12 protein-coding genes are annotated in these 15,435 nt (G+C 33.1%); 5 read left to right on the forward strand and 7 right to left on the reverse strand.

Going from position 1 to position 15,435, the window contains the following annotated elements; genetic code table 11:
* Positions 1–16 precede the first annotated feature (16 nt).
* Together GN138_RS15145 and GN138_RS15150 are read left to right on the forward strand one after the other, a co-directional pair.
* On the forward strand, positions 17–781 hold the full coding sequence (locus tag GN138_RS15145) for an SOS response-associated peptidase (protein ID WP_157364838.1): 765 nt from the start codon (positions 17–19) through the stop codon (positions 779–781).
* 152 nt (positions 782–933) lie between these two features.
* Positions 934–1,500, forward strand: a complete 567-nt coding sequence (locus tag GN138_RS15150; protein WP_157364839.1) for a hypothetical protein — start codon at positions 934–936, stop codon at positions 1,498–1,500.
* 10 nt (positions 1,501–1,510) lie between these two features.
* Here GN138_RS15150 and GN138_RS15155 read toward each other — a convergent pair whose 3' ends face one another.
* From GN138_RS15155 to guaB, 3 genes are all read right to left on the reverse strand, one after another.
* Entirely contained in the window at positions 1,511–2,272 is a 762-nt protein-coding gene (locus GN138_RS15155) for a helix-turn-helix domain-containing protein (protein ID WP_157364840.1), read from the reverse strand.
* A gap of 45 nt (positions 2,273–2,317) precedes the next feature.
* Positions 2,318–3,460, reverse strand: a complete 1,143-nt coding sequence (locus tag GN138_RS15160; protein ID WP_157364841.1) for an MFS transporter — start codon at positions 3,458–3,460, stop codon at positions 2,318–2,320.
* 189 nt (positions 3,461–3,649) lie between these two features.
* Entirely contained in the window at positions 3,650–5,122 is a 1,473-nt protein-coding gene (gene guaB, locus GN138_RS15165) for an IMP dehydrogenase (RefSeq protein ID WP_157364842.1), read from the reverse strand.
* A 220-nt stretch (positions 5,123–5,342) separates the two neighbouring features.
* Between guaB and GN138_RS15170 the strand changes: the two genes are divergently transcribed.
* From GN138_RS15170 to GN138_RS15180, 3 genes are all read left to right on the forward strand, one after another.
* Positions 5,343–6,551 carry an imelysin family protein gene (locus tag GN138_RS15170; RefSeq protein WP_157364843.1) on the forward strand — a complete coding sequence of 403 codons (1,209 nt, stop codon included), beginning with the start codon at positions 5,343–5,345 and terminating at the stop codon, positions 6,549–6,551.
* A gap of 107 nt (positions 6,552–6,658) precedes the next feature.
* Positions 6,659–8,047: a di-heme oxidoreductase family protein gene (locus tag GN138_RS15175; protein ID WP_157364844.1), complete on the forward strand. Its 1,389-nt coding sequence runs from the start codon at positions 6,659–6,661 to the stop codon at positions 8,045–8,047.
* A 5-nt stretch (positions 8,048–8,052) separates the two neighbouring features.
* Positions 8,053–9,129: an imelysin family protein gene (locus GN138_RS15180; protein ID WP_157364845.1), complete on the forward strand. Its 1,077-nt coding sequence runs from the start codon at positions 8,053–8,055 to the stop codon at positions 9,127–9,129.
* Here GN138_RS15180 and GN138_RS15185 read toward each other — a convergent pair.
* From GN138_RS15185 to GN138_RS15200, 4 genes are all read right to left on the reverse strand, one after another.
* Positions 9,126–11,555 carry a TonB-dependent receptor domain-containing protein gene (locus tag GN138_RS15185; protein ID WP_157364874.1) on the reverse strand — a complete coding sequence of 810 codons (2,430 nt, stop codon included), beginning with the start codon at positions 11,553–11,555 and terminating at the stop codon, positions 9,126–9,128. The genes GN138_RS15180 and GN138_RS15185 overlap by 4 nt on opposite strands.
* Positions 11,536–12,900, reverse strand: a complete 1,365-nt coding sequence (locus GN138_RS15190) for an HTTM domain-containing protein (RefSeq protein WP_157364846.1) — start codon at positions 12,898–12,900, stop codon at positions 11,536–11,538. The genes GN138_RS15185 and GN138_RS15190 overlap by 20 nt, the downstream gene beginning before the upstream one ends.
* Positions 12,901–12,964: 64 nt before the next feature.
* Positions 12,965–14,092: an imelysin family protein gene (locus GN138_RS15195; protein ID WP_197429363.1), complete on the reverse strand. Its 1,128-nt coding sequence runs from the start codon at positions 14,090–14,092 to the stop codon at positions 12,965–12,967.
* Positions 14,093–14,188: 96 nt separating this feature from the next.
* On the reverse strand, positions 14,189–15,379 hold the full coding sequence (locus GN138_RS15200; protein WP_157364848.1) for a DUF4856 domain-containing protein: 1,191 nt from the start codon (positions 15,377–15,379) through the stop codon (positions 14,189–14,191).
* Positions 15,380–15,435: the final 56 nt, after the last annotated feature.

Genomic DNA, 15,435 nt, shown 5'->3' on the forward strand with positions numbered 1-15,435 from the left:
AACAACCTATTAACTTATGTGTTACGATATTAAAGCTAGTACAGAAACGCAACTAAAACGTGCAGAACGCAAAGGCGATTTAGCAGCCGTTAGCGAAATTTTAGAACGCTTAATTCCGCTTACAGATTTACCACTTTTTCATGTGTCTGGCTTTACGCACCCAGAGCTTTTAATATACACTAATGATTCGCCATACTTTCCAGTAGTAGCAACTTGGGGATTAGTACCTCAATGGATAAAAGACAATGCACATAAACAAAAAATATGGAATAGCACGCTGAATGCGAGAGGAGAAACTATTTTTGAAAAACCATCCTTTAAACAATCTGCAAACCATAAGCGCTGTATTATTTATGTAGATGGCTTTTATGAATATCACCATTTCAATAATAAAACATATCCGTTTTACATTCAGAGAAAAGATGAGCAGCCCATGGCTTTAGCTGGTTTATGGAACGAATGGATAAACCCTGAACATGGTGGAAAAATGAACACATTCTCTATTGTTACCACAGTAGGAAATACTTTAATGACAAAAATTCATAATAACCCTAAACTAAAAGGCCCAAGAATGCCTTTAATTTTAAAAGATGAATTAGAAGAACAATGGCTTCAACCAATTGCTAAAAAAACTAACCAAAAAGCACTAGAAAACCTAATTAAAAGCTATCCAGACAACCAGTTAAAAGCCCATACAGTTAGTAAACTTAGAGGCAAAAGTTATATTGGTAATGTAGAAGAAATCTCTGAAGAAGTATACTATAAAGAATTGGTTTTTTAGTGATACAACAAAAAGACAAGCGCTTAAGCACCTGGCAGTTTAATGGTAAACTTAATTTGAAATTGTAAAAAAATTCTGCTAAATTCGTTCTACCTTCAACCATACAAATTTGAAGTCCAAAAACCGCTTTAAACTTTCTAAACTAATAATTAATGAGAAAACTTCTACTACTATTGCTCATAGCGTTAACTTCTAACTTAGTTGAAGCCCAATTTATTAAAGAAAAATCAATAACGGCCTCAATTGGTTATGGCATTACTGTACCAGAACATAGTTATGATGATGTTTCATCTGGAGGATTTTTTATACAAGGTGAATATATTTTAAAAATTCGCAGTTGGATAGACTTAAAACCTTATGCTGGTTTTGTTATTACAGACTCTGATGGAAAAGATTTAAATGGTAATCCCTCATCTGAATTTGCGCAAACAACCGCGTTTTTATTAGGTGGAAAAGTAAGATTTAAAGCACCAATTCCGTATGTAGCACCTTTTTTAGAATTTGGCTTTGGTGCCTCTATTGGTAAATTTGAAACTTTTACAGCCTTTTCAGACATCAATCGAACTGGTATTGCCTATCATATCCCTTACAGTATTGGGCTAGAATTAGGTAAAAACCATGGCGTAGATTTAGGATTTTCTTATTTCAACCAACCAGGTGTAGAACAAGTAACAGGTGCGATAAATGTAGGCATTAATTTTCCATTAGACTCTAAATAGGTTTATATCCTTAAACTTTAGTTTTGAAATTTGAAGGACTAACACCAACATTTTTTTTAAAAAATCTCGAAAAACTACTCCCTGAATCAAAGCCTAGTTTAAAAGCTAGCTCTTTGGTTGTTATTTCACTTTTTACCAACTGACGTTTTGCTTCAGTTATTTGACGTTGCTGAATCACTTGCTTAGCTGTTAAATTTAATTTTTCCTTTAATATTTGATTTAATCGCTTATTACTTACACCAATTTTATTAGCATAATAATCGGTTGAAGTTTCTATTAAAAAATGTGTTTCCATAAGTTCTAAGAACTCAAAAACCCGCTTCTGGTTTAAATCTTGTTCTAAAAACCCATTGTTTTGATACCTTATTAAATGTAAAAGAAAAACCTTCAATACGCTTTTAAACATTACATAAGAAGATATCTCATTTAGATACTCAGCCTTTAATAAATCAATTATTTGATTAATTTGATAGACTTCCTCAGAAGCCGATAATACAAATTGTGGATACTTATTAAAAAGCGCAAAAACATCTAAAGCATATTCAATATCATCCTCATCGATAAGGTCGCGTTCAAAATTTATTAAAACACCTGTATTATCATTAAACAGTTCAACTTTAAAGACTTCATTTAATGGTTTAAAATGCACCATTAAAGAACCATTTGGTCTTTTCTCTACATAAATACCCATGGAATTATCTGAAAGCAACGCAGTGTTACTTTCAAATTTATCGCGCATCAGTATTCTATTTTTCCAAAGTTTATGGTTCATTTACTTTTAAAGTATACTTCAAAAGTAATAAGAATTAATTCAAGTTTAAGCTTTCCTTATGTTTTGAAACATAATAAAAATCGTAATAGCAATTATAAAAGCCAATGCAGATGCAATAGAATAAATAGCTAAATAGTTTTCTGAAATATATTCTATAAACGTAGATAAAAACTGACCTCCAAAAACACCCATAGAAAACAAGCCTAAATTTTTACCTTGATTATGAGGAGAACTAATTTCTACCATCATATGATTTAGTAACGGTATTGTAAACCCAAAACCAATTCCTATAAAAATTGCAGTAAGCATTAAAAATGGTAAACTTGTGGCTAATGCAAGTACTAAATAACCAAGCATAAAAAACAAGAATCCGGTTGATACGGTTTTATCTGCTCCAATAGTTTTTACCATTCTTGGCATTTGGCTCGCTGTAATAATAGCTATTAAAGAAATAAATGCCATAAGATAACCCGTTTGAGACTCGGTAAAACCAAATGAATTTGGCAAATAAAGCGGCAAAGTAACAAACCCAATAAAAAAAAGCATCATCGCTAATAACGATGCCGCAAATATTAATTTAACTTGTGCTTTACTTTTAGTATTACTGCCTAATGTTGCTTCTTCATTATAATTTTTAGTCTCTGGTTTTGGTAACGTCTTTAATACCAAAATTAAACAGAGCAGCGCAATTAAATAAATGTAAAAAGGATATTGCCAATGTAATTCTCCTAATACACCTCCAATTGCTAAAAACACAACGCCTCCTAACTCAATAGACATACCTTGCCAAGCAATCATTTTCATTCTTTGTTCGCTAAGAAAAAACTCGGCAATATAAGCTGTAGAAGCAACCTGTAGTGCAACTGTTGCTGCACCTAATAAAATTCTATCTAAAATTAAGAGGTAGTCATTAGCAATAAAAGCACCAATTAATCCTAATACAGCATATGGTATAAGTCCGAAGCATAATAATTTTATAATGCCTAATTTATTAAGTAATCTTCCTATTAATGGTGCAAAAATAACAACACCTAATGATGGTAGTGTAATTAACCAACTAGGAGAAAAGCTTAAATTTTTATGTATTGATATAGCTGATAATGAAGGTGCTATTACAGTACCAACCATTATAGTTAAACTACTAACTAATAGTAGTGTGAAGATGCCAAAGTTTGATATTTTTTTCATGATGCAAATTTCAAACTATTATGGCGAAATGAGATTACCGATTTTCTAAGATGATATGCAAAAATGGAAATTCAAGATTTTTGGATGTTAAGATAAAATCACTTTGGTAAAGGTACACTTCAAATTAAAGCATAAAAAAACAGCACCTTAAAGATGCTGTTTCAATTTTATATAATTAAATCTAAATTATTAACGCGAATAATTAGGAGCTTCCTTTGTAATAGTAACATCGTGAGGGTGGCTTTCGTTAATACCAGAACTAGTAATTTTTACAAAGCGTCCATTCTCTTTTAAGGTAGCAACATCTTTTGCACCACAGTAACCCATTCCGGCTCTTAGTCCACCTACAAATTGATGAATACTTTCTACTAATTCACCTTTATATGGCACACGACCTACAATACCTTCTGGCACTAATTTTTTAATATCATCTTCAACATCCTGAAAGTAACGATCTTTACTTCCTTGTTTCATGGCTTCTACAGAACCCATACCTCTATAAGACTTAAATTTTCGTCCTTCGTAAATAATAGTTTCACCAGGACTTTCTTTTGTACCTGCTAAAAGTGAACCTAGCATAACTGTATCTGCGCCAGCTGCAATAGCTTTAGGAATATCACCTGTATAGCGAATTCCACCATCAGCAATAACTGGGACACCAGTTCCTTTTATAGCTGCAGCAACTTCTAAAACTGCAGAAAATTGTGGGAATCCAACACCTGCCACTACTCTAGTTGTACAAATAGAACCTGGACCAATACCAACTTTTACAGCATCTGCACCAGCTTCTACTAAATATTTAGCGGCTTCACCAGTTGCAATGTTTCCTACAATAACGTCTAACTTTGGAAATTTCTTCTTTATTTCTTTTAGTACCATAACCACACCTTTGGTGTGTCCGTGTGCTGTATCTATAATTACAGCATCTACACCTGCATTTACTAATGCAGATGCTCTTTCTACCGCATCACCAGTAACACCAATGGCAGCTGCAACACGTAATCTTCCGTAAGAATCTTTATTTGCATTTGGCTTCTGTGTAACCTTGGTGATGTCTCTAAATGTAATTAATCCTTTTAAAATAAAATTATCATCAACAATAAGTAATTTTTCAATTTTATTCTGTTGAAGAATTTTTTCAGCATCTTTTAAAGACGTCCCAACGGCAGCAGTAACTAAATTCTCTTTAGTCATTACTTCAACTATAGGTTTTGCATTCTCATGCTCAAAACGTAAATCTCTATTGGTAACAATACCTGTAAGCTTTCCGTTTTCATCTACAATTGGTATACCACCAATACTATGTTCTGCCATATTAGATTTGGCATCAAAAACAGTAGCTGTTAGTGGTAATGTTACAGGATCTATAATCATTCCGCTTTCTGCACGTTTTACTCTACGCACTTTATCAGCTTGCTGCTCAATAGTCATGTTTTTGTGTAACACACCTATGCCTCCTTCTTGTGCCATGGCAATTGCCATTTTACTTTCTGTAACCGTATCCATAGCTGCAGAAATTATGGGAACATTTATGGTTATGTTTTTAGTGAATTTTGATTGAATATTAACTTCTCGAGGAAGAACTTCAGAAAAAGCTGGGACTAAGAGTACGTCATCGTAAGTAAGACCTTCTCCAAGTATTTTATTTTCGTGTGCTGTCATGGCAATTAAGATATAATTGCGTGCAAATTTACGCTTTTTTTTGACATAATAGCCACATTAATGAAACGATAACATAAGCGCCTAAGAATTTAATATTTAGCAAAAATTTGAAACAAAATTTCATTATTAACACATTATTTAAATTTAGTCTAAATAAAGTTGTTTTTCTAAACTATTAAAAATAGATTTGCCGTTTTAAACACTAACAATCATATTTAAAATGAAAAGAAATTCAATTTTATTATTAGCCTTATCTCTTAGTTTAGTTTTCGCTTGTTCAAGTGATGACGATAACAACAGCAGTAACAACGATGTTTCAAAATCAGCTGTTGTGTCTAACTATGCAGATATGGTATACCAATCTTATTTAGATAGTTATAATGCAGCAGTTACAATGCAAACTGCTATTGAAGCCTTTGTTGCCAACCCTTCTGAAGCTACATTTACAGCTGCCAAAGATGCGTGGTTAGACGCTAGAGAGCCTTACGGACAAACTGAGGTTTACAGAGAAGCCAATGGTCCTGTTGATACAGAATCAGACGCTTGGTCTTTAGGTACAGAAGGACAAATGAATGCTTGGCCAATTGACGAAAGTTATATTGATTATGTAGCTACAGGAACAGAAGATTACGCTGGAGATTACGGAAGTATTATTGGTGATACAAGTATTACCATAGACGAAGCTACAATTGCTGGATTAAATGAAGGTGTCGATGATAAATCTATTAGCACAGGATGGCACGCTATTGAGTTTTTACTTTGGGGACAAGATAATACAGTACCTGCAGATTATTTAGCTGGTCAGCGTTCTTATACAGATTACACTACTGCTGATAATGCAGACAGAAGAGCATTATATTTAACAGTTTCTACAGATTTATTAGTTGGTGACTTATTAGATCTAGTAAATACATGGGCAGAAGGTGGAACTTACAGAACTGTTTTTGAAAGTTTAGATACTGATACTGCTTTACAACAAGCTATAAATGGTGCTTTCTTTATTGCTGGTGATGAGTTAAGTTCTGAGCGTATGATTGCGCCTGTTGACTCTACTGACGGTATTGATGCAAGTGGACAAGAAGATGAACATTCTTGTTTTTCTGATAATACAAACAGAGATGTTTATGCTAATGCACAAGGTGTAATTAATGTTATTTATGGGTCTTACGGATCTATTGAAGGTGCTTCTTTTTACGATTTAGTAAACCAAGCAGACGCTGCACAAGCATTAGCTTTACAAACTGCTGCCACTGATGCCATGACAAAAATTAATATTATTGGTGATAATGCACTTCCTTTTGATTATCTAATTACTCAAGAAACTTCTGATGACCTTTCTGGTCCTGTAATGCAAGCTGTTGAAGCTTTATTTACATTAGCAGATGAAATTAGTGCATCAGCATCTGTAATTGGTATTAACCTTAACTAATATATTTTAAATATTTATTTTAGTATACATGGATAAATCCCGAGCTTTGCGCTTTGGGATTTATCCATTTTAAAACCTTTTAGATTTTGTTTAAGAGATACACACAATTGATATTTTTATTAGCTATTACAATCGGACTTACTTCTTGTAAATCTGAAGATGATAATTACTCATCTGTAGGAGACCTTTACGAAGAAGGTGAAGAGTATTTAACAGGAACATTAGGTGTTAATAGTACTAGTGCCAATGCATTTGGTTTTGAAATTGATGGCTTATCTTTTACCGAAATCGGACAATTCTCTACAGGTAATTCTTTATTTAATCAAAATTGGGTGTCCGCACCAGCTTCTACCACAGCAAGAGATGGACTAGGTCCTACTTTTAATGCGAGAGCTTGTGCTGGATGTCATTTTAAAGATGGACGAGGTGGTCCTTTGGTTAATGGCCAAAATTCAGATGGTTTTTTAATGCGAATTAGTATGCCAGGACAAGATATTTATGGCAATAATAATCCTGTTCCTAATTACGGAACGCAACTACAAGATAGAGCTAATAATGATATTCCGTATGAAGCTAAAGTTAATGTTACCTATGAATACATTAATGGAGAATACGCAGATGGCACTACTTACCAATTACAAAAACCTATTTATTCTTTTTCAGATGAACAATTTGGGAGTTTAGCAGGTGTACAAATGTCTCCAAGAGTAGCACAACAAACTATTGGTTTAGGTCTTGTAAGCGCCTTACCAGATAGTGAAATATTGCAGTTTGCTGATGAATTTGATGCTGACAATGATGGTATTTCAGGTAAACCTAATTACGTATACGATGTAGAGACTGAAACTGATAAAATTGGAAAATATGGTTGGAAAGCCAATATGCCTACGTTAAAACAACAAATTGCAGGCGCTATGAGTGGCGATATGGGTTTAACAACGTCTCTTTTTCCGGAAACAATTTGTCCTTCACCTCAACAAGATTGTATCGATGCGCCTAATGGAGGAGAACCAGAAGTTACAGATGAACAATTAGAACGCGTTTTATTTTACCAATCTACATTAGCAGTACCTAATAGACGTAACGTTACAGAAGAATCCGTATTAAAAGGAAAAGTCCTTTTTAACGCGTTAAATTGTATTACTTGCCATGCTATAAACCAAACTACAGGGACTTCTGCGGTAAGTTCACTTTTAGAAAATGTTACTATAAGACCATATTCAGACTTTTTATTACATGATATGGGAGACGATTTAGCAGATAACAGGCCAGATTTTGATGCCAATGGAAATGAATGGCGCACACAACCACTTTGGGGAATTGGCCTCATTTCTACTGTTAACGACCATACTTTTTTACTGCATGATGGCAGAGCACGTAATGTAGAAGAAGCTATACTTTGGCATGGTGGTGAAGCTGAAACAATTAAAAATGCATTTAAAAATTTAACAGAAGCAGAACGTCAAAACGTTATTGACTTTGTGAACTCATTATAATTATCATGAAAAAACTATCATTCATTTTAACCTTTTCATTACTCTTATGTTTTAATTGTAATAGTAATGACGACTCTAACGATGGATTTAAAGTTAACACTCTATTAGAAGATTTAACTAACCAACAGATAATACCTTCAATAGACGCATTTGTAAATGCTAGTAATTCTTTTGAAATAGCTATACATAATTACATTGATAATCCTACAACTTCTAATTTAGAAATTGCAAGAAATGAATGGCAACTGACTGCTATTGCTTATGAAAAAACTTATGTACATCACATAGGCAGTGCTAGAGACCAATTTATACACACGTCAATCTACAATTGGCCAACAGTAGAAGGTGCCATAGAATTTTTTATATCAGATAATGATACTATAGACGAGGCGTTTATGGCAACAATTAGTGCTCAAGCAAAATCACTTGCAGCTATAGAATATCTATTGTTTGCAGAAGATGAAGCAACAACAAACACTAGCTTTATAGATTCTGAAAAAAGACGTAATTACCTTAGTTTATCTGCTGCTTATTTAACATCTAGAGCTGAGAAACTTCAAGATATATGGTCTACTACTGGTGAAAATTATGCAACAACGTTTATTAACAGTGATGATTCTGGAATTCAAGGTTCCTTTAACCAATACTATAACGGCATACATAATGCTTTAGATGTTACCAAAACAACTAAGGTTGGTAAACCTGCTGGTTTAGAAAATTCTCAAGTTATAAACCCAGAACTTACCCAAGCGTATTATAGTGAAACTTCAAAAGCGCTTGTACAAGCGAGTATTGAGAGTGTAGAAACAGCTTATTTTAACCTTGAAGGTATTGGTGTAGATGATTATGTATTTTCTATTACAAATACAACCGATTTAAATGATGCTATACAAAACAAAATCAACGAAATCTATGTTGCGCTTAATGCTATTACAATTCCACTAAACGAAGCTGTAGAGCAAAACCACGACTTAGTAGAAGACTTACATTCTAAACTTGAAGAATTGCGTATTCTTTTTGCTGTAGATGTAAGAAGTATTTTATCTATTGTTATTACAACTACAGATACAGATGGCGATTAAATTTTAATTTCTAAAGTTGCATACCAATTTCTCGGTGGCGATGGTAATATTCCAGGACCTGGATAACCGGTTGCGCGCCGTGTAAAATAAGTGTTATTTAAAAGGTTATTGATACCTGTCTCTAGTTTAAATTGTTTGTATTGATACGATAGAGAAAAGTCTAAAATATCATATTCTGGTATTAAACCAATAATACCAGAGCTTCCTAGTGGATCACTCCCTGAGTTTGGTGCATCAGAAAATTGGTCAGAAATATAAGTGTATTGCACACTGGTTTGAAAATTTTGATACCCGAACTTTAATCCAGTCTTTAAGTTAAGTTGCGGTACAAATTCTACCTGGTTCCCTTCTATGCCTGTTTCTTCAGACTTTGTATATTCTGAATGAATCAAAGATGTATTTATAAAATAGTTAAATCTATACTTACTGCTATCTATAAAGAGTTTATTTAAATTAAAATCAATTAAAGATTCTAAACCAAAAATAAACGCATCTCCTATATTATCTCTTACTTTTCTAACACTATTATCATTTTGTACTTCTAATGTAATACCAATTCTATCGTTGTAGAACAAACTAAAGGCGCTAATATCAAAAGAAACCATGCCTTTATAATTACCTCTAAAACCTAAATCTCCTGTTAATCCTGTTTCATCTTCTAAAGGTCTTACACTAAAATTAGGATTAACTAAATTAATATCAGAAAAGGTTACTGACCTGTAATTCTGTGAAGCATTAGCATAAAACTCTACATTTTCATTTGGCTTGTAACTTGTGCCTAAGCCAAATAACACAAAAGAACGTTCGTTTAGCTCATCGGAAAACTCTGTTTCATTAAGAATAACGTTGCCTGCTCCATCTAAGTTAATACGTTTAGAATAACCATCACTTTCTGTTTTTATATACTCTAATCTAAATCCTGGTGTAACTGACCATTTATCATTTAAATAAAAAATATTCTCACCAAAAACAGCCACATTAAGATTAGGGTTACTAAAGTTAGATTGGTTTTCATAATTTGGATAGTCTTCTAATTGTAATTGGAAATCTGGACCGATTCCATCAGAACCTGGCCCTTGTATTGAAGTATTATCTGCTTTATAGAATTTTGTTCCTATAAGCGCTGTGGCTTCTTTTCCGAAGAACTTATATTTATTTAATAGTCTTGCTTCAAAACCAAAATTGTTATACTCGCCTATTATTAAGTCGCGCTCTTCAAAATTATCAGGAATATCCTGTCTGTTGGTTCTAAAACCTAAAGCATTTCGTTCTGCATCTAATCCAAAAAAGTTGAATGTAAAGTTGGTATTTTCAGAAAACTCATGCGCTATTTTAAAACTATAAAGTAACCAATCTACCTGAAACCAATTTCGGGTTCTATTACTTTGAAATGCGTCTTCATTAAACATAGCATCACTTAAACCACCTGCTTGCTGTGCTAAATAGCGCATGTATGTTAATTCGCCAGAAAGCTTTGTTTTATTAAACAATTGATAGCCCAAATGCATAAAGGCATTTTTAGATTCAAATTCAGAGTTTGGTCTAAATCCATCGCCTTTTTTATAATTGAAATAGGTATAATAACTGAACTTTTCTTTAGTACCACTTAGACTTGTAAAGTTGGTATACAATCCGTTGCTTCCAAAGGTGTTTCTGGTAATAAATTCAATAGTTTTATTAGGGTTTGGCTTTTTAAATATAAAATTAATAAGCCCTCCAAATTGTGTTCCATACTGTAAAGATGCTGCACCTCTTACCACTTGAATTTGCTCTAACGCTTCAGCAGGTGGAGTGTAATAACTCTCTGGATATCCTAAAACATCTGCACTAATATCATAACCATTTTGTCTAGTGTTAAAGTTAGACGTTCGGTTTGGGTCTAAACCTCTACCTCCTATATTTAATTGCAAGCCTGCATCATCATTCTGAAAGATATTTAATCCTGCCACTTGACTATATATTTGTCTAGCATTATTAGAAGCTAAATTCGCCATAGATTGGCCAACTAAAATCACTTCTGTTTTCTTGCCTGCGTAAATGGCTGTTTCTTCAACATCATTTAATCTACTCAATTCAAAAACTTTGGCTTTTCGAGCTGTAATTTCTACAGCTGTAAGTTGTTCTCCTAAAGCTACAAGGGATTGATTTACAGTTGTGTCTCCATTTACCGAAACAACAACTTCCTCTACTTGAAATTCATAAGAAAAGAACACTAATGTTATTTTTTGTTTGGTAGTTGTAAATTCAAAATAGCCTTTATTATCAGTCTTAGCTAACAAGCCAGAAGCTTTTTCAAATATTTCAACATTAGATAATGCTGTGTTAGATTCTTGTGATGTTACAAATCCCGAAACTTTACTTTGAGCTAAAGCCGCAGAAATTGTAATTAATACAAGTAATAATGTGTTATAAACCTTTAATTTCATCATTGAATGGTAGTATCCAGTTTTTATGTTTAAATGATTCTTTCTCTTGGTATAAATCTACATTTGGGTCAATATAAGGCTGACTCAGTCTTCCGTTTAATGCTACAAAACAATCTACAAATACCTGAACATTTTGATGACCTTGACTTTTAAAATGATCGCCTAGATAGTGAGCGTATTCCAAAATAAAATCGGGTTGAAAGCTCATTTGTTTTTCTTGAAATGGCGTTAAAAAATCGAGATTATCTACATAGAAAAAATCTTTTGTTTCGCTATTTACAATTTTGAAATTAGCGTAGCCTGCTTTTTCCATAAGCATTACGCGCCATGAAAATCTATAGCCTTCCTCTGTCCAAAACAACTCATTAGGATACAATACATATCGCCAAGGGAACACAAGTTGAACTACAAAAAACAAAGCTAATATTGGAATGATAATTTTTCTTTTTGAATAGAAATAAGACTGTTCGCTCAACCTACGAGTTTTCAATTTTAAAGATTGTATTACACCTCTAAATACATTAAGAATTTTCTCGTGAACATTAGCATCAAAGAATATTAATGTCGAGATTATCATGATATACGGAAACATGCCAATTGGAAACAATATCCTTGTAAACACATGAAAAATAACCACCAATACAAAGGCTAGTGTTCTCGTTTTCTTATAGAGCAATAAAAATGGTATTGCCAAATCATATAACATACCAGACCAACTCATGGCAAAGTGAAACCACTCTTTGTGCATTAGGGTTTGACCAATAATAGGAATATCATACTTAGAGGGCAACCAAATTTTTAGAGGCATAGCTTTAAACAACCAATCGCTATTTAGTTTTGCTAAGCCTGCATAAAAATAAACTGTTCCGAGTAACAGTTTGATGATATCTATAGTCCATTTTGGGATTTGCTTATAGTGTGTCTTTTTTAGATATGCATCTACAGAAAAATAAGCATTTGCAGGCAAAAAGCACATTAAAAAACTGAGTACACTTATAAAATAATAGTGATTGAGATAGGTGGTTTTATCCATTAACTCAATGTACGTAAAACTCAGAAAGAAGGTAATAATTGCTATTCTGTATTTAAAACCAATAAGAATAAAAAGAGCCGCTAGACCACATAAAGCAAATAGCAAATATGTATAGCTACCAATAGGTTTTACCCATTGAAAACCGTAGTAAGAAAACTGAAATTTTGGTTGCAGGTACAATTTATCTATCCAACCCAAGCTCCAAAATCTAATAATGCTTGCTAACATCATAACACCAAACCCAATCCTAAACACAGCCAAAGGCGCTGCATTTGTATTAGAGTCTAAATACAATTTTAATTTTGCAAGCATTTAATTTTAAATACAAAAAGAGGTTGCCATTAGACAACCTCTTTGGTTAGTTTTTTATAATCAATTAATCGCCATCACCATCTACATAATCAATAACAAAATTTAAAGCTTGTTTCATATCAACTTTTAATTTTGGTACGGCAGCTTGAATAATATCATAAGCAGCTGTCATTTGAATACTGTTATCACTTAACTGTTGCGTATAATCATCATTAAGACTGTTAATAGCATTTCGTCCTGCGGCAAACTGATTATTAATTTCAGTAACTAAATCTTCTCGGTCTAAAAATTCTAAATACACACTAAAAGATGAGCCGCTAATAGAACTTACACTATTATATGGTATGCCATTAAATAAATTCTCAATTCCTGATAATGCCTCTAAACTTAATTCTTTTGAAACATCCTTTTTATAAAATGCCTCAACGGTTTCTGGAAGTGTACCACCATTAGAGAAAATACCTGCAGGAATTCCTATTTTTTGAGCTCTAAAATCTTTCTCATAAGAATAAACAATATCATTAGCTAACTTATTAAAAGACCCATTAACGCCACTATCTGTATTAGCAATAAATGTACTTCTAAAACTCGATTCCCAGTTATTAATTATCGCAGTATTTAAGGTTATCATTTGATTAACTACATCTGTTAAATAGGTAGTAAAACCTTCAAAATCGCTATTTGTAGTAAATTTATCTAAAGGTAAAGTATCATTAGTTGCTACACCATGAATTAAAAAATCTAAAGCCGGAAACCCTTGAGCATCATGATAATTAGCAGTATTTAAATCATAACTTCCAGTGTTTACTGCATTTTCAATATCAGCCACAGTTACAGGATAAATATTAAAGAAACTTACAAAGCCTCTTTCTCCTCCACCTAAATTATCTGCTTCGCCTAAATTATAAATTTGTACATGTTGCCAAACTTTATACGCTTCTAACCAAGCGTCGCTTAAAGCATCTAAATTAGCCGTAGACTTATCAGTTATAAAACTGGTTGTGGCCGCATCTACAGAAGCTAGTTTAGATTGTAAATCTTGAAATGCTGGCATGATAATATTATCAGCCACATTAGTAAGCAATGCAGTTCTGTCAAAACCATCATCATTATTAGAGCTTCCATTATCGTCTGATGAACTACACGAAATAGCTATAACAACAATTACAAAAAGTATAATTTTTTTTAACATCTGTATTTTTCTTTTTCGGGTGCAAAGATAAATAAGCATAAGCTTTCAACCTAATGAAAACTTATGCTTTAAAATTTTAGTTTAATTATTTAACGTTTAGCTTGCTGCTTCAGTTACAGTAAAGCTAAAACGATCGGCAATATCTTCTGAAATACTGTCTAAAGTTTCTGTGGTTACGTCCCAAAATCCATTACCTTCTAAAAGTTCTGACATAAAAGCATCTACTTCAGTTTTTGACAAATATGGTACATCTGTTCCTGGTTGACGTGTAAATTGTAAACTATAAACAAAACCTAAACCTTCTGATAAATCGTGGAATACAGATGCATAATCTGATCCTAAACCAGCCTTACCTGCTTGCAAGTAATATACGGCTCTAACTCCTATAACTATTGATATTTTTTCTCTGATAATTGCCGCTTGCTCATCTCTTACCTCATAGTTTTTAGCAACAATTGCTGCTCGCCCTAATTTAAAGGCATCATAGATGTCTTGTGCTATGCCTGCAAAATCATCATCGCCTTCTACACGAGATAAATATTTATTTAGAAAACTATCTACATTTAATTGTGGTGCTAATGCATCATCCACTCCATATAAATAACCAAAGGCTTCGTCCCATTTATGCTCCATAGTAGTATAGTTATTAGTACCATCTAAGACATCATTATCATTGTCTTCTACATTATTACCGGCATCTAAAACTGCTGTACTTAAGTAATTATTAAGGATTTGGTCTGCCATTAAACCACCAATTAGACCTTTAGTAATTGCTTGATTAAACTCTACTCCTTTTGCACTAACATAACGCGTTGAGCCACCGCCTGCTTCTTGTATTTTTCCTGCTGTACCAGCAACAGCATCTGTGTTCCAATTAGGAAACACTTCACTCACTTGACTAGCAATCCATGCATCAAATTGTGCCTTTATAGCCGTAGCATCTGTAGTATTAGCAGAAAAATAATCTGTTGAGGCTGCTGTTTTACTTCTAATATCTTTTCCTGAGGTGTTTAATTCACTTGTAGAAAAATAATCTCCTGTATTTGTAAACATACCATCTAACTCAGCTTCAGATTTACTTGCATCACTGAGTGCTGACACCAACTCCTCACCCATTTCTATACGTGTTGTTTGTCCTCCGTAATTTACAGTGGTTATTCCATTTCTTTCAAATTGATAGGTTGCTGGCGCTTCTACTTGCGGTTCTGTTGTTCCATTGTCATCATCGCTAGAACATGAGGTTAAAATAGCTCCGACTACTAATAAACTTAATACAATTTTTTTCATTTTTGGTTGATTAATTATTCTTATTTAGACTTGATATGAATTACTTTGTCTGAAAT

Origin of the sequence: Winogradskyella endarachnes, from assembly GCF_009741275.1 — a bacterium.
Lineage (GTDB): Bacteria > Bacteroidota > Bacteroidia > Flavobacteriales > Flavobacteriaceae > Winogradskyella > Winogradskyella endarachnes.